Origin of the sequence: Salipiger mangrovisoli, from assembly GCF_015223355.1 — a bacterium.
Taxonomy (GTDB): Bacteria; Pseudomonadota; Alphaproteobacteria; order Rhodobacterales; family Rhodobacteraceae; genus Salipiger; species Salipiger mangrovisoli.
On the sequence record NZ_JADFFK010000013.1, the window covers coordinates 116,813 to 139,805 of the forward strand.

General features: G+C 70.8%; 22 protein-coding genes and 2 riboswitches. Of the genes, 19 read left to right on the top strand and 3 right to left on the bottom strand.

Going from position 1 to position 22,993, the window contains the following annotated elements:
* Nucleotides 1–4: 4 nt before the first annotated feature.
* Entirely contained in the window at nucleotides 5–616 is a 612-nt protein-coding gene (gene cobO / locus IQ782_RS17455; RefSeq protein ID WP_194135948.1) for a cob(I)yrinic acid a,c-diamide adenosyltransferase, read from the bottom strand.
* Between the two features lie 38 nt (nucleotides 617–654).
* Nucleotides 655–880: riboswitch (cobalamin riboswitch) on the top strand.
* An 89-nt stretch (nucleotides 881–969) separates the two neighbouring features.
* On the opposite strand from cobO, the gene IQ782_RS17460 reads away from it, so the two are divergent.
* Genes IQ782_RS17460 through cobJ form a run of 7 tightly spaced genes read left to right on the top strand, consistent with a single transcriptional unit; the run spans nucleotide 970 to nucleotide 9,117 of the window.
* Complete coding sequence (locus tag IQ782_RS17460; RefSeq protein ID WP_194135949.1) at nucleotides 970–1,395, top strand: DUF1636 family protein; 426 nt, start codon at nucleotides 970–972, stop codon at nucleotides 1,393–1,395.
* A gap of 1 nt (nucleotide 1,396) precedes the next feature.
* On the top strand, nucleotides 1,397–2,455 hold the full coding sequence (gene cobW, locus IQ782_RS17465; protein ID WP_194135950.1) for a cobalamin biosynthesis protein CobW: 1,059 nt from the start codon (nucleotides 1,397–1,399) through the stop codon (nucleotides 2,453–2,455).
* A gap of 6 nt (nucleotides 2,456–2,461) precedes the next feature.
* Entirely contained in the window at nucleotides 2,462–5,830 is a 3,369-nt protein-coding gene (gene cobN / locus IQ782_RS17470) for a cobaltochelatase subunit CobN (RefSeq protein ID WP_194135951.1), read from the top strand.
* The gene (locus IQ782_RS17475; protein ID WP_194135952.1) at nucleotides 5,827–6,975 is read left to right on the top strand and encodes a cobalamin biosynthesis protein CobG; all 1,149 of its coding nucleotides are present in this window, start codon (nucleotides 5,827–5,829) and stop codon (nucleotides 6,973–6,975) included. Before cobN ends, IQ782_RS17475 begins: the two co-directional genes overlap by 4 nt.
* Nucleotides 6,975–7,604, top strand: a complete 630-nt coding sequence (locus IQ782_RS17480; RefSeq protein WP_194135953.1) for a precorrin-8X methylmutase — start codon at nucleotides 6,975–6,977, stop codon at nucleotides 7,602–7,604. The genes IQ782_RS17475 and IQ782_RS17480 overlap by 1 nt, the downstream gene beginning before the upstream one ends.
* Nucleotides 7,601–8,368 carry a precorrin-2 C(20)-methyltransferase gene (gene cobI, locus IQ782_RS17485; RefSeq protein WP_194135954.1) on the top strand — a complete coding sequence of 256 codons (768 nt, stop codon included), beginning with the start codon at nucleotides 7,601–7,603 and terminating at the stop codon, nucleotides 8,366–8,368. Before IQ782_RS17480 ends, cobI begins: the two co-directional genes overlap by 4 nt.
* Nucleotides 8,365–9,117 carry a precorrin-3B C(17)-methyltransferase gene (gene cobJ / locus IQ782_RS17490; RefSeq protein ID WP_194135955.1) on the top strand — a complete coding sequence of 251 codons (753 nt, stop codon included), beginning with the start codon at nucleotides 8,365–8,367 and terminating at the stop codon, nucleotides 9,115–9,117. Before cobI ends, cobJ begins: the two co-directional genes overlap by 4 nt.
* Here cobJ and IQ782_RS17495 read toward each other — a convergent pair.
* A complete protein-coding gene (locus tag IQ782_RS17495) occupies nucleotides 9,090–9,845 on the bottom strand; it encodes a cobalt-precorrin-6A reductase (protein ID WP_194135956.1) in 756 nt (251 codons plus the stop codon). The genes cobJ and IQ782_RS17495 overlap by 28 nt on opposite strands.
* 13 nt (nucleotides 9,846–9,858) lie before the next feature.
* Here IQ782_RS17495 and cbiE point away from each other — a divergent pair, with 13 nt between their 5' ends.
* The 10 genes from cbiE (at nucleotide 9,859) to IQ782_RS17545 (ending at nucleotide 18,668) form a co-directional block, all read left to right on the top strand.
* Nucleotides 9,859–11,058, top strand: a complete 1,200-nt coding sequence (gene cbiE / locus IQ782_RS17500; protein ID WP_194135957.1) for a precorrin-6y C5,15-methyltransferase (decarboxylating) subunit CbiE — start codon at nucleotides 9,859–9,861, stop codon at nucleotides 11,056–11,058.
* Complete coding sequence (locus tag IQ782_RS17505) at nucleotides 11,055–11,423, top strand: cobalamin biosynthesis protein (RefSeq protein WP_194135958.1); 369 nt, start codon at nucleotides 11,055–11,057, stop codon at nucleotides 11,421–11,423. Before cbiE ends, IQ782_RS17505 begins: the two co-directional genes overlap by 4 nt.
* On the top strand, nucleotides 11,420–12,229 hold the full coding sequence (gene cobM / locus IQ782_RS17510) for a precorrin-4 C(11)-methyltransferase (RefSeq protein WP_194135959.1): 810 nt from the start codon (nucleotides 11,420–11,422) through the stop codon (nucleotides 12,227–12,229). The genes IQ782_RS17505 and cobM overlap by 4 nt, the downstream gene beginning before the upstream one ends.
* Nucleotides 12,222–13,595 (top strand): cobyrinic acid a,c-diamide synthase CobB, encoded by a 1,374-nt coding sequence (locus tag IQ782_RS17515; RefSeq protein ID WP_194135960.1) that lies wholly within the window; start codon nucleotides 12,222–12,224, stop codon nucleotides 13,593–13,595. The genes cobM and IQ782_RS17515 overlap by 8 nt, the downstream gene beginning before the upstream one ends.
* A riboswitch (cobalamin riboswitch) is annotated at nucleotides 13,590–13,768 on the top strand. Its footprint overlaps the gene before it by 6 nt.
* Before the next feature lie 54 nt (nucleotides 13,769–13,822).
* Complete coding sequence (locus tag IQ782_RS17520) at nucleotides 13,823–14,497, top strand: energy-coupling factor ABC transporter permease (protein WP_194135961.1); 675 nt, start codon at nucleotides 13,823–13,825, stop codon at nucleotides 14,495–14,497.
* A gap of 55 nt (nucleotides 14,498–14,552) precedes the next feature.
* Entirely contained in the window at nucleotides 14,553–15,284 is a 732-nt protein-coding gene (gene cobF / locus IQ782_RS17525) for a precorrin-6A synthase (deacetylating) (RefSeq protein ID WP_194135962.1), read from the top strand.
* A gap of 130 nt (nucleotides 15,285–15,414) precedes the next feature.
* On the top strand, nucleotides 15,415–16,896 hold the full coding sequence (locus tag IQ782_RS17530; protein ID WP_194135963.1) for an FAD-binding oxidoreductase: 1,482 nt from the start codon (nucleotides 15,415–15,417) through the stop codon (nucleotides 16,894–16,896).
* A complete protein-coding gene (locus IQ782_RS17535; RefSeq protein WP_194135964.1) occupies nucleotides 16,893–17,300 on the top strand; it encodes a DUF4383 domain-containing protein in 408 nt (135 codons plus the stop codon). The genes IQ782_RS17530 and IQ782_RS17535 overlap by 4 nt, the downstream gene beginning before the upstream one ends.
* Nucleotides 17,297–18,343, top strand: a complete 1,047-nt coding sequence (locus tag IQ782_RS17540; protein ID WP_194135965.1) for a hypothetical protein — start codon at nucleotides 17,297–17,299, stop codon at nucleotides 18,341–18,343. Before IQ782_RS17535 ends, IQ782_RS17540 begins: the two co-directional genes overlap by 4 nt.
* A 16-nt stretch (nucleotides 18,344–18,359) precedes the next feature.
* On the top strand, nucleotides 18,360–18,668 hold the full coding sequence (locus tag IQ782_RS17545) for a hypothetical protein (RefSeq protein ID WP_194135966.1): 309 nt from the start codon (nucleotides 18,360–18,362) through the stop codon (nucleotides 18,666–18,668).
* 4 nt (nucleotides 18,669–18,672) lie between these two features.
* On the opposite strand, the gene IQ782_RS17550 is transcribed toward IQ782_RS17545, so the two are convergent.
* Nucleotides 18,673–19,542, bottom strand: coding sequence for an alpha/beta hydrolase (locus IQ782_RS17550; protein WP_194135967.1), 870 nt, complete (start codon nucleotides 19,540–19,542; stop codon nucleotides 18,673–18,675).
* A 238-nt stretch (nucleotides 19,543–19,780) separates the two neighbouring features.
* Between IQ782_RS17550 and IQ782_RS17555 the strand changes: the two genes are divergently transcribed.
* Nucleotides 19,781–21,901 carry a TonB-dependent siderophore receptor gene (locus IQ782_RS17555; protein WP_194135968.1) on the top strand — a complete coding sequence of 707 codons (2,121 nt, stop codon included), beginning with the start codon at nucleotides 19,781–19,783 and terminating at the stop codon, nucleotides 21,899–21,901.
* 66 nt (nucleotides 21,902–21,967) lie between these two features.
* Entirely contained in the window at nucleotides 21,968–22,975 is a 1,008-nt protein-coding gene (locus IQ782_RS17560) for an iron-siderophore ABC transporter substrate-binding protein (protein ID WP_240989365.1), read from the top strand.
* Nucleotides 22,976–22,993 lie beyond the last annotated feature (18 nt).

Genomic DNA, 22,993 nt, shown 5'->3' on the forward strand with positions numbered 1-22,993 from the left:
TCTCTCAGAATTCCACGCCCTGCTGCGCCTTGATCCCGTCGCGGAACGGGTGCTTGATCAGCGTCATCTCGGTCACCAGGTCGGCGGCCTCGATCAGCTCGGGCTTGGCGTTGCGCCCGGTCAGGCAGACGTGGGTCATCGCGGGCTTCTCCTCCAGCAGGAAGCCAACCACCTCATCCACGTCCAGGTAGCCATAGCGCAGCGCGATGTTGATCTCGTCGAGCAGCACGAAGCGCACCTCGGGATCGAGGATTTGCGCCCGCGCGATCTGCCACCCCCGCTCTGCCGCGGCGATGTCGCGCTCACGGTCCTGCGTCTCCCAAGTGAACCCCTCGCCCGAGACGAAGAACCGGCACTCCTCGGCGAATCTCTCGCGGATCATCTTGGCCTCGCCGGTGATCCAATTGCCCTTGATAAACTGCACCACGGCGCAAGGCATGCCATGCGCGATGCAGCGCAGGATCATCCCGAAGCCCGAGGAGGACTTGCCCTTTCCGGCACCGGTATGAACGATGATCAGACCTTTCTCCTCGGTCTTTCCGGCCATCATCCGGTCGCGTGCTGCCTTGATCTTCTTCATTTTTTCCGCGTGGCGGATGTTTGCCTCGTCGCTCAAGCTGCTCTCTCCGGTCTTGACAGGGGTCGGATTTCCGGGCGATCTGACCCCACGCTGGTGCCCGTGTAAACGGGTGAAAAGGGAATGTGCAGCCGCGAGAGATCGCGGTCAGGCACAGCCGCCCCCGCGACCGTGAACGGGAAAGGGCGCTCGGAATGCCACTGGCCATCGGGCTGGGAAGGCAGAGCGTCCGTCGGGCCACAGACTGGATCTGCAGCCCTGAATTCCGTGAGCCGGGAGACCTGCCAGCCATGACTTTTGAGACCGGACGGGGTGTGCCGGTGTCGGGGTGTTCCCATGTCCGGGATCCATTCCGCCGTTACCCCTGTGCGCCCAATGACGAGGCGACACGAATGAAAGACTGTGCGCACACGCGGCAGGATAGCGACACGGAGCTGCTGGTCTGCGTGACCTGCCGCCGCGCGGGGCTGACCCCGCAGGACGAGCGGCGGCCCGGCCGGATGCTCTACGAGCAGATCACCGCGCTGGCGCGGCCCGAGGGGCTGCGGATCACGCCTACCGAATGCCTGCAGAACTGCGACTTCGGCTGCACCGTCGCGCTGCGCGGAGGGGCCGGGAAATGGACCTATGTCTTCGCCAATGTCGACGAGGCGGCGCATCCCGAGATGATCCTCGCCGGGGCCGCGCAGTACCACGCCGCGCCCGACGGGGTGATCCCCTGGCGCCAGCGCCCTGAGCATTTCAAGCGCAACTGCGTCGCGCGGATCCCGCCGCTCACGCCGCCTTCCGAAGACCCCTCCCAGCAACAGGACAGCTGACATGGCCGATCTCTCGAAACTCCCCGTCACCGTGATCACCGGCTTTCTCGGCTCGGGCAAGACCACCCTTGTAAGCCACCTGATGCGCAACCCCGGCGGGCGGCGTCTGGCCGTGGTGGTCAACGAATTCGGCGACGTCGGGGTCGATGGCGAGATCCTGCGCGGCTGCGCGATCCCGGACTGCCCCGCCGAGAACATCGTCGAACTGGCCAACGGCTGCATCTGCTGCACCGTCGCCGACGACTTCATTCCCACCATCGAGGCGCTGCTGGCGCTGGAGCCGCGCCCCGACCACATCCTCATCGAGACCTCCGGCCTCGCCCTGCCGAAGCCGCTGCTGAAGGCCTTCGACTGGCCGCAGATCCGCGCCCGCATCACCGTCGACGGGGTCATTGCTCTGGCCGATGCCGAGGCCGTGGCGGCGGGCCGCTTCGCGCCGGACGTGGCGGCGGTGGATGCGCAGCGCGCCGCCGACGAGAGCCTCGACCACGAGACCCCGCTCTCGGAGGTCTTCGAGGATCAGATCGCCTGCGCCGATCTCGTGTTGTTGACCAAGCCGGACCTCGCCGGGGCCGAGGGCGTCGCCCGCGCCCGCGAGATCATCGCCGCAGAGGCGCCCCGCCCGCTGCCGGTGATCGAAGTCGCCGAGGGCGCCGTGGACCCGCGTCTGATCCTCGGGATAGAGGCCGCCGCCGAGGATGATCTCGACGCCCGCCCGAGCCACCACGACACGCCCCATGACCACGATCACGAGGACTTTGCGTCGATCACCGTGGAGATCCCCGAACTGGCCGATCCCGCCCAACTGGTGCACGCCATCGAACCGCTGGCGCGCAGCCACAACATCCTTCGGGTGAAGGGCTACGCCGCGGTGCGCGGCAAGCCGATGCGGCTGCTGGTGCAGGCCGTCGGTGCACGGGTGCGTCACCAGTTCGACCGGCTCTGGCAGCCGGGCGAGGCGCGCACCGGGCGCCTGGTGGTGATCGCCGAGCAGGGCGACATCCGCGAGGACGAAATCCGCGCCGCGCTGCACCGCGCGGTGCTCGATGCGGTGAACTAGGCCGCCATGCACGTCGTCTTCCGCGAAAGCCACGGCCTCGAGGGCCTCGAGACCCCGGTGGACCTGAACCAGGATCCGGCGGATCTGGTGGTGCTGTCCTTCTCGGACAGCGACCTCGGGGCCTTTGCGGAAGCCTGGCACCAGGGCGGCGGGCGCGCGGGCGACCTGCCGTCGCTGCGGCTCGCCAACCTTGCACAGCTGCGCCACCCGCTGTCGGTCGACACCTACGCCGAGCGGACACTGGAGGGGGCGAAAGGTATTCTCGTGCGGCTGATCGGCGGCCGGTCCTATTGGGACTACGGGCTGTCGCAGCTGCAGGCGTTGGCGCAGCGCCGGGGGATGGCCCTTGCGGTGCTGCCCGGCGACGGGCGGCCGGACCCGCAGCTCGACGCGGTTTCGACCCTGCCGATTTCGACCCTGCGCCGCCTTGCCCAGCTCTGCGACGCGGGCGGCACCCGTGCCGCGCAGGCCGCGCTGTCGCAGCTGGCGCTCGCCTCGGGGCTGACCGCCGCCCCCGTATGCGCCGCGCAGACCCTGCCCGAGATCGGGCTCTGGACGCCCGAGACCGGCGCCGAGGCGCTCGACCCCTCCCAAGCGCCGGACGTCCTCGGCGACGACGCGCCGCTTCTGGAAGCGAGGGGCGCTGCCCCTCGCGCTCCCCGGCGTATTTGGCAAGAGAAGAAGGCCAGGCGGATCCTCCTGGTCTTCTACCGTGCCTATCTGGTGGCGGCCGACATGGCCCCCATCACGGCGCTCTTCGACAGCTTCCGCGCCGAGGGCTGCGACGTGGTCGGGCTCTTCGCGCCCTCGCTGAAAGCACCGGCCGCGGCGGCGACGCTGCGCGCTGCAGTGGCCGGCATCGCCCCCGACGCCATCGTGAATGCCACCGCGTTCAGCGCGCGCGGGGCGCGCGGCGCGCCGCTCGACGCGGCGGGGGTGCCGGTCTTCCAGGTGGCGCTGGCGACCTCGACAGAAGCGGCCTGGGCCGAGGCCGAGCGCGGGCTCTCGCCCGCCGACCTTGCCATGCATGTGGTGCTTCCCGAGGTTGATGGGCGGCTGTTCGCCGGCGTCGTCTCGTTCAAGCAGCCGGGCGCGCGTGATCCCGACCTGCAGTTTGCCCGCAACCTGCATGCCCCTCATGCGCCGGGGATCGCGCGGGCGGTGGCGCGCGTCATGGGATGGCTCCGGCTCACCGCCAAACCCGCCGCCGAGCGCCGCGTCGCGCTGATGCTCTCGACCTATCCCGGCAAGACCTGGAACCTCGGCCATGCGGTCGGGCTCGACGCGCCGGCCTCGGCGCGGGCCATTCTCGAGGACCTGCGCGCGGCGGGATACGCGGTGCCGAGCCCGGCGTCCGATCTGGGCCCGGCGCTGCAGCAGCGCCGCCTGGCGCTGCCCCTGGCGGAATATGCGCAGGACCTCGCGCGCCTGCCGCGGGCGCTGCGGAACCAGCTTGCCGACACCTGGGGTGCAGCGGAGTCGGACCCGCTCTGCCAGGACGGCGCCTTTCACGTCGCGGCGTTCTTCCAGGGCACCGCGCTCATCGCGCTGCAACCGGAACGCGGGTTGGCGGCCGCCCGCGGGCCCGAGTACCACGACCTCGCGCGTGTGCCGCGCCATTCCTATGTCGCTGTCTACCTGTGGCTGCAGCACCATGTGGACGCGCTGATCCATGTCGGGGCGCATGGCACACTCGAATGGCTGCCCGGCAAGGCCGTGGCCCTGTCCGACGCCTGCTGGCCGCAGGTTCTGACCGGCGCGCTGCCGGTGCTCTACCCGTTCATCGTCAACGACCCCGGTGAGGCGGCGCAGGCAAAGCGGCGGATCGGGGCCCTGACCCTGGGACATCTTCCACCGCCGCTCCGCGACAGCGAGACCCCCGACGGGCTGGCGCATCTTGAGGCGCTGCTCGACGAGTTCTCGACGGCGGACGGGCTCGACCCCCGCCGCCGCGACCGGTTGCAGGCCGAGATCCGCGCCGAGGCACGGGCGCGCGGGCTGGACTCCGACCTCGGGCTGGATGCCGCCTGTTCCGCCGCCGAGGCAATCCCGCGCATCGACCGCTTTGTCTGCGATATCAAGGACAGCCGCTTCGGCGAGGGGCTGCACGTCTGGGGCCGCACCCCGCAAGGCACCGACGCGCCAGAGATCGCCGCCTCGGCCCAGGCCGAGCGCGCCGCTCTCGTCGCCGCGCTCGATGGGAGACGGATCGAGGCGGGGCCATCGGGCTCGCCCTGGCGCGGCCGGCGCGACGTGCTGCCGAGCGGACGCAATCTCTACACCACCGACCCGCGCGCCGTGCCCACCCGCGCCGCTTTCGCGCAGGGTGCTGCGCTGGCCGAGGCGCTGGTGCGCCGCCATCTCCAGGACAGCGGCGACTGGCCGCGCGGGTTGGTCGTCGACCTCTGGGGCTCGGCCACCATGCGCACCGCCGGCGAGGAATTCGCGATGGCGCTGCATCTCATCGGCATCCGGCCGCGCTGGGACCCGGAGTCGGGGCGGGTTTGCGGATTCGAGATCCTGCCCATCGCCGAGCTGGAGCGCCCGCGCATCGACGTGACGCTGCGGGTCTCGGGTCTCTTCCGCGACGTCTTCCCGGCGCTCGCGGCGCTGTTCACCGAGGCCGTTGCCGCACTGGCAAAGCGCGACGAGGCGCCTGAGTGGAACCCCTATGCCGGGACAGTGCCGGGTGCGCGGGTCTACGGCCCGGCGCCGGGCAGTTTCGGCCTTGGCATGGCGGTCGCACCCGATGAGCTCGACGAGGCCAGCCGCCGCGCCGCGGGAGAAGCCTGGCTCGCCGCCTCGTCCTGGGCGCTGAGCGGCGCAGGGGCAGCCCGCGACGAGGCCGGGATCCGGGCACGGGTGGCGCAGGCCGACGCCTTCGTGCACCCGCAGGATCTGCCCGAGACCGACCTGCTGCTCGCCGCGGATTACGCCGCGCATGAGGCGGGCTTCGCGGCGGCGCAGGCGCTTGTCGGCGGGCGGGCGGCGCTCTACCACCTCGACAGTACCGACCCCGCGCGCCCCCGTGCCCGCGCCCTCTCGGAAGAGATCGCCCGCGTGGTCCAGGCCCGCGCCGCCAATCCGCGGTGGATCGCGGGGATGCGGCGGCATGGCCTGCGCGGTGCCGCCGAGATCGCGGCGACCCTCGAGCACATGGCCGCCTTCGCGCATCTGGCGGGGGTGGTCGGCGGGCATCTGTTCGACCTCTACCACGCGGCGACGCTGGGTGACCCCGAGACCGAGCGCTTTCTGCGCGCCGCCAATCCCGCTGCCCATGCCGCCATGTCCGCGCGCTTCCGCGCGCTGCACGAGGCCGGACTATGGACCAGCCGGCGGAACTCGGTGATCGCGGCGCTGGAGGAGCGGCCATGAGCGCGCCAACCGTCCGGGGCTGGTGCCCCGGCGCGCACCGTCCGATGCGTTCGGGCGACGGGTTGGTGGTGCGCCTGCGCCCGTTCCGGGCAGAGCTGCCCGCCGCGCAGGGCCAAGCGCTCTGCGCGCTCGCAGAGACCTATGGCAATGGCATGCTCGAGCTGACCTCCCGCGCCAACCTGCAACTTCGCGGGGTGCGCGAGACGGCCTTCCCGCCGCTTTTCGAAAGGCTCGGCGCGCTTGGCCTGATCGATGCCGACCCCGACCTTGAAGCGCGACGCAACATCCTCATGCCGCTAGGCTGGCGGGACGGCGACCTGACCGACCGGCTGCATGCCGCGCTGCTGAAGACGCTGCCCGCCCTGCCGCATCTGCCGGGCAAGATGGGGATCGCGCTCGACACCGGGCCGCGGGCGCATTTGGCCGCGGACTCTGCCGACTTCCGCTTCGAGCTGGCGCAGACCGGGGAGCTGATGCTGCGCCCCGACAGCGCGGCAAGGGGTCGCCCGGTCGCGGAGGCCGACGCGATGGACGCGCTGGCAGATCTGGCCGCATGGTTCATTGCCTCGGGCGGGCCTGCCGCCGGACGCATGGCGCGGCACCTGCCGCGGGCCGCGGTGCCCGGCGTCTGGCAACAGGTCTTGCCGCGCAGCGCCGGTCCCGCCCTCGTCCCCGGTGCCGTCGAAGCCGACCGCTTGATCGGCGTGCCCTTCGGCACGATCGAGGCCGCCGCCCTCTCCGCGCTTCTCCGCGCCAGCGGGGCGCGCGCGATGCGGCTCATGACGGGACGGCTCTTCTGCCTGCTCGGCGGGCGCGGTGACACGCCGGTGCCCGGTTTCGTGACCACGCCCGACAGCCCGCTGCTCGGCGTCCATGCCTGCCCCGGCGCGCCGTTCTGCCCGCAGGCCACGGTGGCGACCCGCGCGCTCGCGACCCGGCTCGCGCCCAGGGTGGACGGCGGCCTGCACGTCTCGGGCTGCGCCAAGGGCTGCGCCTTGCCGCGCGCTGCGCGCCTCACGCTGGTCGGACGGAACGGCGCCTTCGATCTTGTCGAGAACGGCGCGCCCTCGGACCTGCCAAGCCGGACCGGTCTTACGCCCGCGCAACTTGACGATCTTCCCACCCTTCTTCCGGGGATGCCCTGATGCCCTATGACTACGAAAAGGATGGCGCGGCCATCTATCGGCAAAGCTTCGCGACGATCCGCGCCGAGGCCGAGCTTGCACGGTTCACCCCCGACGAGGAGCCGATCGCGGTGCGGATGATCCATGCCGCCGGGATGATCGGTCTCGAGCGGCATATCCGCTTTTCTCCTGGTTTCGCACAGGCCGCCCGCAGCGCGCTGGCGCAGGGCGCGCCGGTCCTTTGCGACGCGCGCATGGTCTCCGAGGGCGTCACCCGCTCGCGCCTCCCGGCGCAGAACCCGGTGCTCTGCACGCTGCATGATCCCTCGGTGCCCGCAATGGCGCTCGGCATGGGCAACACCCGCTCGGCAGCGGCGCTGGAGCTGTGGCGGCCGCATTTGCAGGGCGCGCTGGTGGCGATCGGCAATGCCCCGACCGCGCTTTTCCACCTGTTGAACATGCTCGAGGATCCGGCCTGCCCGCGCCCCGCCGCGATCATCGGATGCCCCGTCGGCTTCGTCGGCGCAATGGAAAGCAAGGCGGCGCTCTGGCAGGCGCAGCCGGTGCCCTGCGCCATCGTCGAGGGTCGCCTCGGCGGCAGCGCGATCACCGTCGCCGCGATCAACGCCCTCGCGAGCCGCGCCGAATGAACGCCCAGGAGGAGATCCGCGCGGCGGACCACCAGCAGGTGCAGGGCACGATCTGGGGCGTCGGCCTCGGGCCGGGCGATCCCGAGCTGATGTCGGTGCGTGCCGACCGGCTGTTGCGCACGGCGCGCCACGTCGCCTTCTTCCGCAAGGCAGGCCGGCCGGGACAGGCGCGGCGCATCGTCGAGGGAATGCTGCGCCCGGACGTGGTCGAGATCGCGATGGAATACCCTGTGACCACCGAGATCGCGCTCAGCGACCCGCGCTACAACGCGCGGCTTTCGGAGTTCTACGCGCGCTGCACCGCGCGGCTGCGAACGCTTTCCGACGCGGGGCACGATGTGGTGGTGCTCGCAGAGGGCGATCCCTTCTTCTACGGCTCCTTCATGCACCTCTTCACCCGGCTCGAGGGCCACGCGCCCTTGCAGGTGGTGCCCGCGATCCCCGGCATGGCCGCCGCCTGGTGCGCCACCGGCCTGCCGATCACCTGGGGCGACGACGTGATGAGCACGCTCATGGGGACCCTGCCCGAGGACACGCTGGTTCAGCAGATGCGCAACGCCGATGCGCTGGTGGTCATGAAGATCGGCCGCAACATCGAGAAAATCCGCCGCGCCCTGCGCTCCGCCGGACGCTATGACGATGCCTGGCTGGTGGAATATGCCGCCATGCCCGAGCAGCGGGTGCAGCGGCTTGCCGAGGCCGAGGGAAAGGTGACCCCCTATTTCTCCATCGTGCTGGTGCACGGGCAGGGGCGGCGGCCATGAGCGGAAGGCTTGTCATCGCCGGACTCGGCCCCGGCAGCGAAGCGCTGGTCACCCCCGAGGTCAGCGCGGTCCTCGCCGAGGCCACGGACGTCGTCGGCTACATTCCCTACGTCGCCCGCGTCGCGCCGCGTCGCGGGCTGACGCTGCACCCCAGCGACAACCGGGTGGAACTGGACCGCGCCCGCCACGCGCTGGAGATGGCCTGCGAGGGCCGCTCCGTCGTCGTTGTCTCCTCCGGCGATCCCGGCGTCTTCGCCATGGCGGCGGCGGTCTTCGAGGCGGTCGAGTCAGGCCCCCCCGCGTGGCGCGAGCTCGACATCCGCGTGCTGCCCGGCATCACCGCCATGCTCGCTGCCGCCGCCCGTGTCGGCGCGCCGCTCGGGCATGACTTCTGCGCCATCAACCTCAGCGACAACCTCAAGCCCTGGGCGCTCATCGAGAAGCGCCTGCGCCTCGCCGCCGAGGCCGATTTCGCCATGGCGTTCTACAACCCCCGCTCGAAGGCCCGGCCCGAGGGGTTCGCCCGGGCGCTGCGGCTGTTGCAGCAGACCTGCGGCGATGACCGGCCGGTGATCTTCGCCCGCGCCGTCTCGACCCCCGACGAGGAGGTCCGCGTGGTGCCGCTGGATCGCTGCCTTCCGGAAATGGCCGATATGCGCACTGTGGTGATCGTCGGCGCATCGACCACGCGGGTCATCGCGCGTGCGGGCGCGCCGTTTGTCTACACCCCAAGGTCGGCCGTCGCATGACCCAGCCAGCGCAAGACCTCATCCACCCCATGCGCCTCGCGGCGCGCCGGGATATGCGGCCGGTCGATCATGATCACCGGCAGCCCCAGCCTGCGCGCCGCCACGATCTTCGCGAAGGCTCCGGTACCGCCCGAGTTCTTCGAGACCACGAGGTCGATGCCGTGCTGGCGCATCAGGGCCATGTCCCCCTCAAGCGTGAAGGGCCCGCGCTCGACAATCACGTGGTGATCCGGGAACGCCAGCGGCTCCGCGGGCGGATCGACAAGGCGGAGCAGGTAGAAGTGCTGCGCCTCGACGGCGAAATCGGGCAGATGCAGGCGGCCCACGGCCAGCATCACGCGCCGGGGTACGCCGCCAAGCGCCGCGACCGCCCCGGCGATGTCCGCAACGCGGGTCCAGTGGTCGCCTGCGATCTGCTGCCACGGCGCGCGGGTCAGCGCCAGCAGCGGCACGCCGGACTGCCCGCAGGCCGCGACGGCATTGGCGCTCATCCGCGCCGCGAAAGGATGCGTCGCGTCGACCACATGGGTGATCCCCTCGGCCCTGAGATATTTCGCCAACCCCGCGCTCCCGCCGAAGCCGCCGATGCGCAGCGGCAGCGCCTGCGGTACCGGCGTGGCGACGCGCCCCGCCAGCGACACGGTGCCCCGCACCCCCGCCCGCGCCAGCGCCCGGCAGAGCTGCGACGCTTCGGTGGTGCCGCCCAGAACGAGCAGGTTCGCATCCATGCCTGAGGCTCCCTTGACGAAAAATCCGTGGCTGACCGTCATCGGCCTCGGCGAAGATGGCCCGGACGGGCTCTGCGCCGCAAGCCGTGCCGCGCTTGGGGCGGCGGAAATCGTCATGGGTCCGGCGCGGCACCTCTCCCTGCTCCCCGAGGTGCCGGCGCGGCGCATCGCTTGGCCGGTGCCCTTCGCCGAGGGGATCCCGCAGCTCTCGGCTCTGCGAGGGCGGCCGGTGGTGGTGCTCGCCTCGGGCGATCCCTTCTGGTTCGGCGCGGGTGCCGTTCTGGCGCGGCAGCTCGGGCGCGGCGAATGGCGGGCCTATCCCGGCCGGTCGAGCTTTGGTCTCGCCGCGGCGCGCATGGGTTGGCCGCTGGAGCACACCGGCTGCTTTGGCCTGCATGCCGCGCCGCTGGCGCAACTGCGCCCGCATCTCGCGCCGGGGCGGCGGATGATCGTGCTGCTGCGTGATGCCGACGCGGTGCAGGCGCTGGCGGACTATCTTGTGGCCGAAGGCTTCGGCACCTCCGATCTGACCGTGATGGAGGCCCTCGGCGGCCCGCGCGAACGCCTGACCGAGGCGCGCGCAGACGGCCTTGCCGACCACGCCTTCGCGCACCCGGTCTGCGTCGCCCTCGCCGTCGCCGGAGAGGGCACGGTGCTGCCGCTCGCCAGCGGCCGCCCGGATGGCTGGTTCGACAACGACGGGCAGATCACCAAGCGCCCGATGCGCGCGCTCACCCTGTCGGCGCTGGCTCCCCGCCCCTTCGAACACCTCTGGGACATCGGCGGCGGCTCGGGCTCGATCGGCATCGAGTGGCTGCTCTGCGATGCCACGCTCACCGCCACGACGATCGAGCCCCGTGCAGAGCGCGCCGCCCGCATCGCCGGAAATGCCGCGCGTCTCGGCACCGGCCGTCTGCGGGTCGTCGAGGGCAAGGCCCCCGAGGCCCTGGCGCGGCTGGAGCGCCCCGACGCCGTATTCATCGGCGGCGGCCTTTCTCAGGCGCTGCTCGACTGGCTCGAGGCGCATCTGCCCTCCGGCACGCGGCTCGTCGCCAATGCGGTGACGCTGGACTCCGAGGCGCTGCTCACCGCCGCGCAGGCCCGGCTTGGCGGCGATCTCCTGCGCATCGAGCTGTCCGCCACCGTCCCCATCGGGACACGGCGCGGCTGGAAATCGTCCTTCCCGATCGTGCAGTGGAGCCATGTCACATGATCGCGGCGGGGTTCGGATTCCGGCAAGGCGCAGCGATCGACAGCCTGCGCGATGCCTACGACCGGGCGCGTGCCGGCCGCGCCGCGCGCCTGCTTGCCTCGGCCGAGGACAAGGTCGAAGCCGCCGTCTTCCTCGAACTGGCGCAGGCGCTCGAGCTGCCCATCCGGGCCGTCCCGGCCTCAGAGCTTGCGGCGCAGGACACCGTCACGCGGTCGCCCCGCGTGCGCGCCGAACGCGGCACCGGCTCGCTTGCCGAGGCCGCCGCCCTCGCTGCCGCGGGACCCGGAGCACGGCTGCTCGGGCCGCGCGCGATCTCCTCCGACCGCATGGCCAGCTGCGCGCTGGCAGAAGGATCAATCCCATGACCGTTCACTTCATTGGCGCCGGACCCGGCGCACCGGACCTGCTGACCCTCCGCGGCCGCGACCTCATCGCGAGCTGCCCGGTCTGCCTCTACGCGGGCTCGCTGGTGCCGGAGGCCATCCTTGCCCATTGCCCACCCGGCGCGCGGGTGGTGAACACCGCGCCGCTGGACCTCGAGCAGATCATCGCCGTGATCCGCAGGGCGCATGAGGCGGGTCAGGACGTGGCGCGGCTGCATTCGGGGGATCTTTCGGTCTGGTCGGCAATGGGCGAGCAGTTGCGCCGGCTCAAGGCGCTCGGCATCCCCGTCTCGGTCACCCCCGGCGTGCCCGCCTTCGCCGCCGCCGCCGCCGCGCTCGGTGCCGAGCTGACGCTGCCCGGCCTCGCGCAATCCGTGGTGCTGACCCGGACGCCGGGTCGCGCCAGCTCGATGCCCGAGGGCGAAACGCTCGCCAATTTCGCCGCCACCGGTGCGACACTGGCGATCCACCTGTCGATCCAGAACATCGCGGGGGTGGTCAGCGACCTCGTGCCCGCCTACGGGCCGGACTGCCCGGTGGCCGTGGTCTACCGCGCCAGCTGGCCCGACGAGGTGATCCTGCGCGGCACGCTCACCGACATCGAAGGCAAGGTCGGCGCGGGCATCAGCCGCACGGCGCTGATCCTCGTTGGCCCGGCTCTGGCGGCGGAAGGCTTCGACGAAAGCTGCCTCTACGCGGCGGGTTACGACCGCCGCTACCGCCCGCAGAGCGCCGAGAGCCCGTGGTCCGGCTGGACTCCAGAGGCGGAGGCCCGGAGCGATGGCTGAGGTTCCCGGCCTTCTGGTCTCGGCGCCCTCCTCGGGCACCGGCAAGACCACGGTGATGCTCGGCCTGCTGCGGGCGCTGGCCGAGGAGGGTCTGGCGGTGCAGCCTTTCAAGTCCGGCCCCGACTACATCGATCCGGCCTTCCACCTCGCGGCCTGCGGACGACCGAGCTTCAACCTCGACGGCTGGGCGATGGGTCCCGAGCTCTGGCGGGCCATCGCGGCGCAGGCAGCCGGGGCGGAGATCTGCCTCGCCGAGGGCTCGATGGGCCTCTACGACGGGGTCGCGACGCGCGGCCAGCAAGGCTTCGGCAGCAGCGCCGAGACGGCACGGGCGATGGGCTGGCCGGTGGTGCTGGTGCTCGACGTGGGCGGTCAGGCGCAATCGGCCGCCGCCACGGCGCTGGGGTTCCGCCAGTACATGCCCGAGCTGCCCTTCGCCGGGGTCATCCTGAACCGCGTCGCCTCCCCCCGGCACGAACGGCTCACCCGGCTTGGCATGGAGCGCGCGGGGCTGCCGGTGCTCGGCGTTCTGCCCCGGCGCGGCGATCTGACCCTGCCGGAACGCCATCTCGGGCTCATCCAGGCGATCGAACACCCGGACCTCGAGGCGGCCATCGCGGGCTATGCCGAGTTTCTGCGCGCGCATGTCGATCTCGGCGCGCTGCGCGCCGCCGCCGCGGGCAAGGCGCTGCCGCAGGATCCTCCGTCCCTGCCCCGCCCGCCGGCGCAGCGCATCGCGCTGGCGCGGGATGCGGCCTTTTCCTTCACCTACCCGCATCTCGTCGAAGGCTGGCGCGCGGCGGGGGCCGAGATCCTGCCCTTCTCGCCGCTGGCCGACGAGGCACCCGCGCCCGAGGCCGATCTCGTCTGGCTGCCCGGCGGCTACCCCGAGCTGCACGCCGGTCGCCTTGCCGCCGCCGAGACCTTCCGCGCCGGGCTGCGGCGCCACGCCGAGACCAAGCCGGTGCATGGCGAGTGCGGCGGCTACATGGCGCTTGGCGATGCCCTGATCGACAAGCAGGGCGCGCGCCACCGGATGGCCGGGCTGCTGGGACTGGTCACCAGCTACGAGACCCGCCGCTTCCACCTCGGCTACCGCAGCGCCACGCTGCGCGCCCCAATGGCCGGTTATGCCGAGGGCACCGCGCTGCGCGGCCACGAGTTCCACTATTCCACCATCCTCGAACAGCCCGACCCGCCGCTGGCCGAGGTCACGGATGCCGACGGCTCCCCGGTGGCCGAGACCGGCTCGCGCCGTGGCCGGGTGACGGGGACCTTCTTTCACCTCATCGCGGCGGAGGAACCCGCCGCCCGCCGCGACGTCCCAGGAGAGGAGGTGCCGACCCACACAACCACCCGGCCCTGAGCCACCCCGCATGGTGTCCTGCAAGGGACGAAAGGGAACCGGGTGAGAGGCCCGGACTGCCCCCGCAACTGTAAGCGACGAGCGCCGAGGAAAAGCCACTGGCAGGCATGCCGGGAAGGGCCGAGGCGCGATGACGCGCGAGTCAGGAGACCTGCCATGCGACCCGCCTTTACCGCCCGCAAGGGCCCATCGCTGCCGGAGGGGCAGCCCCACGAAAAGGACCTACCATGCATATCGAACCCGGCGTCGTCGACGGCGCAAAAATGGCCTTCGCGGCCGTCACCGCGGCAGCCTCCACAGGCTATGCCGCAAAACTCACCGCGCAGGACGTCGCGCGCAGCTCGGTGATCTCGGTCACCGCCCGCACGCTGCTGGCCGCCGTCGGCACCTTCGTCTTCTTCGAGGTGCTGCCGCACTTCCCCGTCGGCGTCTCGGAGGTGCACTTCATCCTCGGCTCGACGCTCTTCCTGCTGCTCGGCACCGCCCCCGCCGCCATGGGGCTGGCGCTCGGGCTGCTGGTGCAGGGGCTGTTCTTCGCGCCCACCGACCTGCCGATGTATTTCGTCAACGTCACCACGCTCCTGGTGCCGCTCTTCGCGACAGCCGCCCTCGCGCGGCGGGTGGTGCCCGAGGGCACGGCCTATGTCGATCTGAGCTATGCCGACGTGCTGAAGCTCTCCGGTGTCTTCCAGGCGGGCGTTGTCGCCTGGGTCGCCTTCTGGGTGTTCTACGGACAGGGCGTTTCCGCCGAGACCTTCGGCGCGGTGCTGACCTTCGGCGGTGCCTACATGCTAGTGCTGCTGATCGAGCCGCTGGCCGATCTCGCCGCCCTCGCCGCTGCCAAGTCGCTGCGGGACACCGGCCTCGGCCGGATCTTCGCGCCGCGGCTCTACGCCGCCTGATCCCCTCCCCGGCCCCCGCGCAGGGGGCCGGACCGCACCGGAAGGACAAGACCCCATGATCGAGGACCTCTGGCTTGTCGGCATCGGCACCGGCAGCCCCGGACATGTGACGCTCGACGGGATGCAGGCCCTGCGCGACGCCGCCGTCATCCTGCTGCCGTGGAAGGGCGCAGCCAAGGATGACCTGCTGGCGCTGCGCCGATCGATCCTCGCCGCCGCGGGAACGCGGGCCGAGATCCGCTGCTTCGACTATCCCGAGCGCGATCCCGCCCTGCCCTATCAAACCCGCGTCGCCGACTGGCACGACGAGATCGCCCGGCGCTGGAGCGCGGCGCTGGACGGCGCGCCGGAGGGGCCGGTCGCGCTGCTGGTCTGGGGCGATCCCGCGCTCTACGACAGCACCCTGCGCATCGCCGAGCGGCTGCGGCCACGCCCGGCGCTGCGGGTGATCCCCGGCATCACCGCGATCCAGGCGCTGACCGCAGCCCATGCCATCCCGCTGAACCGGGTCGATGGCCCGGTGAAGATCACCACCGGCCGCCGCCTGCGCGAACACGGCTGGCCCGCGGGCGAAGAGAGCGTGGTGGTCATGCTCGACGGCGCGTGCAGCTTCACCGCGCTCGATCCCCATGAACTGCACATCTGGTGGGGCGCCTACCTCGGCAGCCCGTCGCAGATCCTGCGCGCGGGAAAGCTGGCCGATGTCGCCGGCGACATCGTCACCACCCGCGCCGAGGCGCGGGCCCGGCATGGCTGGATCATGGACACCTACCTGCTCCGCCGCTGACCCTGCTGACGGGCCGCGACCGCGCAGACGGATTTCCGCAATCGCCTCACTTTCACACGCCCGGATAAGAGGTTAAGTCTTGACGCCGGGGCATGGAGGAGCAGGGCAGACGGTGACGGCACGAAGCAGGATGACGCGGCGGGCACTGCTGCTGGGCGGTGGGGCCATGGTCGGCTATCTCGTCGGGCGGAGCTGGAGCCCCGAGGTCTCGCAGCTGGACGGCGTGGCGCGTCTTGGCGCGGCCTCGGGCGCGCAGCAGACCGCCGTGCTGAACGACGCCAGCGAACTCTCTGCGACCCCGATCCATTCCCACGTCCGTCCGCGTGCGCAGGGCGAGGCGCTGGTCAAGCAGTTCCGCGCCGAGCTGGCCGCCGCCCGCGCCGAAGGTCGCCCGGTCAGTGTCGGGGCCGCGCGACATTCCATGGGCGGACAGGCGATCCCTCGGAACGGGCGCGCGATCACCGTCGACAACGCCTGGATCGAGCCCGACACGGCAAACGGCACCTATCGCGTCAACGGCGGCGCGCGCTGGTCCGAGGTGATCGCCGCCCTCGATCCGATCGGCTTCAGCCCGGCGGTCATGCAGTCGAACCATGATTTCGGCGTCGCCGCGACCTTCTCTGTCAACGCCCACGGCTGGCCGGTGCCCTACGGGCCGATGGGCGCGACCGTCCGGTCGCTGCGCATGGTGCTGGCGGATGGCACGCTCGTCACCGCCTCGCGGCAGGAGAATGCAGAACTCTTCGCGCTGGCGATGGGGGGCTACGGGCTCATCGGGCTCATCGTCGATCTCGAGCTCGAGATGGTGCCGAACCAGCGGCTTGTGCCCGAGGTCGCGCGCATGGTGGCAGAGGCCTTCCCCGCCGCCTTCCTCGCGGCGGTGCAGGACCCGGCCTACCCGATGGCCTATGGCCGGCTGAACGTGGACCGTTCCGGCTTCTTCGAGGAGGCTCTGCTGGTGCGCTACCGTCCGACCGAAGACCAGTCACGCATCCCGCCCGCCACCGGCTCGGGCCGCATGGCAAGGCTGGCCGCGCGGGTCTACCGCGCGCAGGTCGGGCGCGAGGGCGTGAAGCGCGCGCGCTGGTGGATGGAGGCGGACCTTGCGCCGCGGCTTGGCGGCGAAAGCACCCGCAACTCGCTGATGAACGAGCCGGTGGCGACCCTGGCCGACGGCGATCCCACCCGTGTCGATATCCTGCACGAATATTTCGTGCCTCCCGCGGCGTTCGGCGGTTTCCTCGCGGCCTGCCGGGACGTGATCCCCGATGCGTTTGTCGAGTTCCTGAACGTCACGCTGCGCTTCGTCGATCGCGACCCGGTGAGCGTGCTGGCGCATTCACCGACGCCGCGCATCGCCGCGGTCATGTCATTCAGCCAGGAGATGACCGCGCGCGCCGAGGCCGATCACCGCCGTATGACCCGCGCGCTCATCGATCGCATCCTCGCGTTGGGCGGCAGCTACTACCTGCCCTACCGCCCCCATGCGCGCGCCGACCAGTTCACCGCCGCCTATCCGAGGGCCGCCGAGTTTGCTGCGCGCAAGCGCGCGATCGACCCCGGCCTCGTATTGCGCAACAACCTGTGGGACACCTACCTGGAGCCGCTATGAGTTTCGAACGCAAGCTGTGCCTGGTCTACGCGGCGATCCTGTTCCTCGCCGCCGCGACCAACTACATCCCCGGCCTGACCGACGCCGACGGCCTGGCCTTCGGCATTTTCGCGCTCGACCCGTTCGACGACGCGCTGCACCTGGCCTCGGGCCTCTGGGCGCTGGTGGCGGCGGCGCTCTCGCTCCGCGCCGCGCGGACGTTCCTGATCCTCTTCGGCGCGGCCTATCTCGGGGACGGGCTCTTCGGCATCCTCACCGGCTGGGGCTATCTCGACTTCGGCATCTTCACCAACCCGTCGCTGGGGCCGAGCCTGTCACCCCTGCGCATCGCGGCCAACCTGCCGCATATCGCGCTTGGCGGGCTGGCGCTGGCGGCGGGGCTGCGCTCGCTGCGTCGCGGATGAAAGGGCTCTGGCGCCTGCTGCGGCGGCTTTGCCTTGTCCTGCTGCTCACCGGCATCGGCCTTGCAAGCCCGGTGCTCTACGTCGAGACCATGTGCCGCGGCTCCGGCGTGCCCCCCGCGCACGCGCCGCTTTCCGGCGAGACGCGCCCCCAGACCCGCACGCTGATGACCTACCCCGAGTGGCACATCGTGCACGCCTATGACGACTATGCCGAGGTGATCCGCACCGGCGATCCGCACGACTTCGGCTTCCTCTCGGCAATCGGCGGCTTCTGGTCCTCGCTCTGCACGGTCAGCGCGAAGAGCGCCGAGCTGGGACCGGTCGATGGTGCCACGCGGCAGATGGTCTATGTCATCGGCGTCTCCTTCACCGCCGAGATGCTGATGAAGGCCGCCTACGAAGAGGTCCCCGGCCGCATCGCGACATGGATCCGCGGCGAGACGCGCGCGCCGCTCGACGATCTCTCGGCCCGGCAGGCCGCCGGATATGCGCAGTTCCTGCAACAGACGCCGTGGTACCTTTACGATTTCCGCGCGGATGCGGCGGCGCTTGCCGCGGCCTCGGATGACAGGTTCCGCAGCCGCGAGCGGGCTTTGGCGCTGGGGATCGAGAACCGCGCCCGCGCCAGCTATGCCGGGATGATCGCACAGGCGGTGGCCGCCACCGGGCAGGACGATCCGACCTTGCAGATGGTGGTGTCCGGGCTTCCGCTGGCGGCGTTGGAGGCCCAGGAAGGGGTCTCCGTGCTGCGCCGGCTCGACGCCGGGACAGAGGTGGAGACCCCGCGTTACCGGGCGCTGACGCATATCCTCGCCGATTGGGCGGCCGAGGGCGCCGAGTTCATCGACATTGCGGGCAATGACCGGATCATGTTCACGGCGCTCTCGCATCGCCCGCAGGAGGCCGGGGCACTCGCAAGCCTGCCGCGTCAGGGCCATGGCGACACGCGGCACCTGTTTCTCGTGCCGGTCGCGGATCTTGCCGCACGGCTGCGGGGACTGGACGCCGCGGGGCTGAGGCTCGAACATATTCACGACTACTGACCGGAGGCCCCGCGTCTTGACCCGCCGCCTGCTGTTCGCGCTGCCGATCCTGCTGCTGGCCTGGATCGCCATCCTCGCGCTGGTGCTGCGCCTTGGCGGCGAGGCCCCCGCCGTGCTCGTGCTCTTTCCGCCCGCGGCGCTGATCGACGCGCTCGGGCCGGAGGTCGCGATCACCGGGGCCTCGCCGCTTTCGCTGACGCTGCGCGGCGAGCGGCCGGACCTCGTCGCGCATGTCTATGCCGCGGGGGCCTGGCTGGTGCTGCCCGCCGGGCTCGAGGCCTGCATACCCCGCTTCCTGCGCGACGAGGGTTCCGTTCAGCGGTGATGCCTCAGCGCAGCGCGAAGACGCAGTGCAGCGCGCGGGACACCGCGACCGGCAGCACCGACATATGCGTCTCGCCCGCGTATTCCTCGAAGCTGGCGGTGATCTCGGGAAGCCGCGCCAGCGCCTCGCTCATCTCCCTGGCCGCCTCGAGCGTTCGGGTCTGAAGCAGCCGCGCGCGGCGGGTCTCGGCGTCGGCGGCGCCGATCTGGAACGGTGCCAGCGTCGAGCCCTCCCATTCCCCGGCCGACAGATGGACCGTCAGCCGCCGCCCCGCCGGCGCGAATGTCTCGAGGTGGCGCAACAGGAAGCTGTCTTCCCAGGTGATCGAGGGGCTTGCGGCGATCCAGTGGCTGAAGGCGTCGGGCCGGGTGAACAGAAGCCACAGCGCGAAGAGGCCGCCGAAGGAATGCCCGAAGAGGCCGCAGCGCGCGGGGTCGAGCCGCACGCGCTCCGACAGGAAGTCGCGGAGATCCTCCAGAAGAAACCGCGCCATCTCCGCGCCTCCGCCGGTCCTGACCTCGGGCGTGCCGGGCCAGAACGGCGGGTAGGTTGCGCCAGGCGGCGGGCCGAGGTCCCAGCTGCGCCGGACCGGATCGAAGGCTTCGTCGGTCGGATAGCCCACCGCAATGATGACTCCCTGCCCGAGGTTGGTTCCGCCGGGATAGCTTGCCTGCGCGCGCATCGCGTCGACCGCCGTGGCAATGACGGCATTGCCATCGGTCATCGTGAGCGACGGCCAGCCGCGCTCGGGCGGCTCTCCCGGCGGCGTCCAGAGAAACACCCGGCGCAGCGCCCCGCTCACCCTGTCCTGCAGGTCGTACCAACACGCCCCGCCGATCAGCGCCGGTCCCTCGGCCACGGGCGCGCGCATCATGGCTTACCTGCACCCGCACCGCGGCCGCACCGGCCCCCCACCGTGTGGCGATCGCCACGCCCCGGCGCCCCTGCCACGAAAATTCCTGATATCCCGGTCACAAAGCGCTTCCTCTTCCGTCTTTACCTTAGTATTACAGTAAGAAATAGCCACGCCAAGGTCCATCCCACCCGACGTTCCGCCGGAGACCGATCCTCAGCCAGCCGACCTCGCACTCAAGACGAACAGGTACCGCTGGATGACCCCCTCCCTCCCCGACCTTGCCGGCCCGACCGCGCGCCGCCCCCTTCCGAGCAGGACGCCCCGACTGCTTCTGCTCGCCAGCACCGCGCTGATGCTGCCGCTGGCCGCCGCCGCACAGGACAGCGCCACGCCCGTCGAACTGCGCCCGATCCAGCTTGGCGTCGCCGACGACGACGCGAAGACGACGGTTGCCCAGCAGACCACGGCAAGCACCAAGACGACGACCGACATCCTCGACACGCCCGCCTCGGTGTCGGTGGTCACCTCGGCCGAGATCGCCAAGCGCGGTGCGCAGAACCTGGAGCAGGTGATCGGCTACACCGCGGGCGTCTCGGTCAACGAATGGGGCGGCGATGACCGTTACGACGGGTTCCGAATCCGCGGCTTCGATCTGACCGGGCTCGGCCTTCTCTACCGCGACGGTCTGCCCCAGCGCGGTGCCGGCTGGAGCTATGCGCGGCGCGAGCCCTACGGCATGGAGCGGGTCGAGGTGCTCAAGGGTGCCAACTCGTCGCTCTTCGGACTCAGCGCGCCGGGCGGGCTGGTCAACGCCGTCTCCAAGACTCCCAAGACCTACCGCTTCGGCGAGGTCTACAGCACCCTCGGTGCCGATCACGCGGAGCTCGGCTTCGACATCGGGGACCGGCTCACCGAGGACAGCACGCTGTCCTACCGGCTGACCGGGAAATGGCAGGACAGCGAATATTCCTACGGCGAGTCCAACGACGACCGCGCCTACCTTCAGGGCGGCCTGACCTGGCGCCCCACCGATGCCACCACGCTCACCCTGCTCGCCGAGTACAACAAGCGCGACGGCGTGCCCGGCAACGGCATCCCCTCGGGCTATGGCATCGACCGCGACACCTTCCTCGGCGAGCCCGAGTTCAACAAGATGGACTCGGTCGAACGCAGCGTGGCGCTGCAGTTCAGCCATGACTTCGGTGACGGCCTGAGCCTCAGCACCAACGCGCGCTACAGCCTCTTCAATCTCGACTACGAGCAGGTCTACGGCGCCAGCGCCACCGATCCCGACGCCGCGCGGTCGGCCTTTGCGGTCTACAGCGACAGCGAACAATTCGCGATGGACAGCGCGCTGCAATACGAGACCCTGCTGGGCGGGGCGCAGAGCCGCACGCTGCTCGGCCTGGAATACAGCCACATCAGCGTCGACGAGAACGCCTATTTCGGCAGCGTCGACGGCATCGACGTGGACGATCCCGACTATTGCGACAGCGCCTGCACTTTCTCCTTCATGCGCTATTACGACTGGACGCCCGAGCAGACCAACAGCGCGCTTTACCTTCAGGAGGAGCTGACCTGGGGCCAGTGGATCGCCACCGCCGGGCTGCGCAAGGACTGGATCGATTTCGACGTCGAGAACCACCTTTACGGCACCACCACCAAGGAGAGCTACGAGCACGTCTCGGGGCGCTTCGGCCTGACCTACAAGGTCACCCCCGAACTGGCGGTCTACGGCAACTACTCCGAGAGCTTCTCGCAGGATGTCTGGGGCCTCGGCGGCGATCCGACCGAGGGCACGCAATATGAGGTCGGCGTGAAGTATCGCCCCGAGGGCACCAATGCGCTCTTCACCGCGGCGCTCTTCGACCTGACCCAGACCAACGTGTCGACCGCCGTCAGCCAGACCGAATACCGCCAGATCGGCGAGATCGGCGTGCGCGGTCTCGAGCTCGAAGCGAAGCTGGATGTCACAGAGCGCTTCGGCCTGCTGGCCTCCTACTCTTACTGGGATGCCGAGATCCGCGAAGACGGGATCGTCGGCAACGAGGGCAACCGCCCCGCGCGGACGCCCGAGCACCTTGCCTCGGTCTGGGCGGATTACACCATTCCCGGCAGCGGCGCACGCGGCGACATCGACCTTGGCGCCGGCATCCGCTACGTCGGCAGCACCTGGGGCGACGACGCCAACACCGTCGAGAACGATGCCTACACGCTGGTGGACGCCTCGATCGGCTACGCGCTGGCAGACAACGTCGATCTCAACCTCAACGTCAGCAACCTCTTTGACGAGGACTACGTGACCACAACCTACTACGGCACCGACTACTACGGCGACGGCCGAACGGTGACCGCGACGCTGAAGTACAGCTGGTAAGCGATCGCGCCGGGCCGTCTCTCGCAGGCGGCCCGGCGTCCCGGCAACGCCCCGATGGAGACCCCCATGACCCGCCAACGCGCCACCCTGTCCCGCCGGGGCTTTCTGTCCGGCAGCGCCTGCCTGCTCGCCGCGCCCGCCCTCTCGGCGACGGGAGAGGAGCTGCGCTTCGAGCATGTCTACGGCGAGACCGTTCTGCCCGCGCCAGCCAAGCGGGTCGTGTCTCTGGGCTACAACACGCAGGACGCGCTGCTTGCGCTCGGCATCGCGCCGATCGGCCTCCGCTACTGGTACGGCGATTATCCGCACGGCGTCTGGCCCTGGGCCCAGGAACTCCTTGGTGACGCGGAGCCGACGGTGATGACCGGCGAGGTTTCGATCGAGACGGTCGCCAGCCTCGCCCCGGAGTTGATCGTCGCCAGCGGCTCGGGCATTTCACAGGCCGAATACGCGCTGCTGTCTCAGATCGCCCCGGTGCTGCTTCAGGACCCGGCCCATTCCACCTACGGCAGCCCCTGGGACGTGGAACTGCGCCGGATCGGCCGCGCCACCGGCACGTCCGACAGGGCCGAGCAGCTGATCGCCGACCTGCGGGGCCGCTTCGCAGCCATGCGCGAGGCGCATCCCGACTGGCAGGGGCGCAGCGCGGTCTGCGCCTGGCACGACGGCGGGCAGACCGGCGCCTTCATGGGCGGCGACACGCGCGCGCAGTTCCTGTCCGAACTGGGGTTCCGCGCGCCCGACGCGTTGAGCGCGATGCAGGTGATCGACGGCTTCTACACCTCGCTCTCCCCCGAGGACCTGTCTCCAATCGACGCCGACCTGCTGATCTGGATCTCCTCGGACGCACGGGCGGGCGACATCGCCACCCTCGCGATGCGCCGGACCCTTGCGGCCTATGCCGAGGGTCGCGAAGTTTTCTGCGGGGAACTGATGGCAGGGGCGCTGTCCTTCGGCAGCGTCCTGTCCATGCCCTTCGCGCTGGAGCACCTTGAAGCCGAATTCGCCGCCGCGCTGGATGGCGACCCCGGAACCCTTGTGCCGAGCGCAGAAGCGGCGGGGCTTCGGAAATAACCAGACCTGCACCGAGCG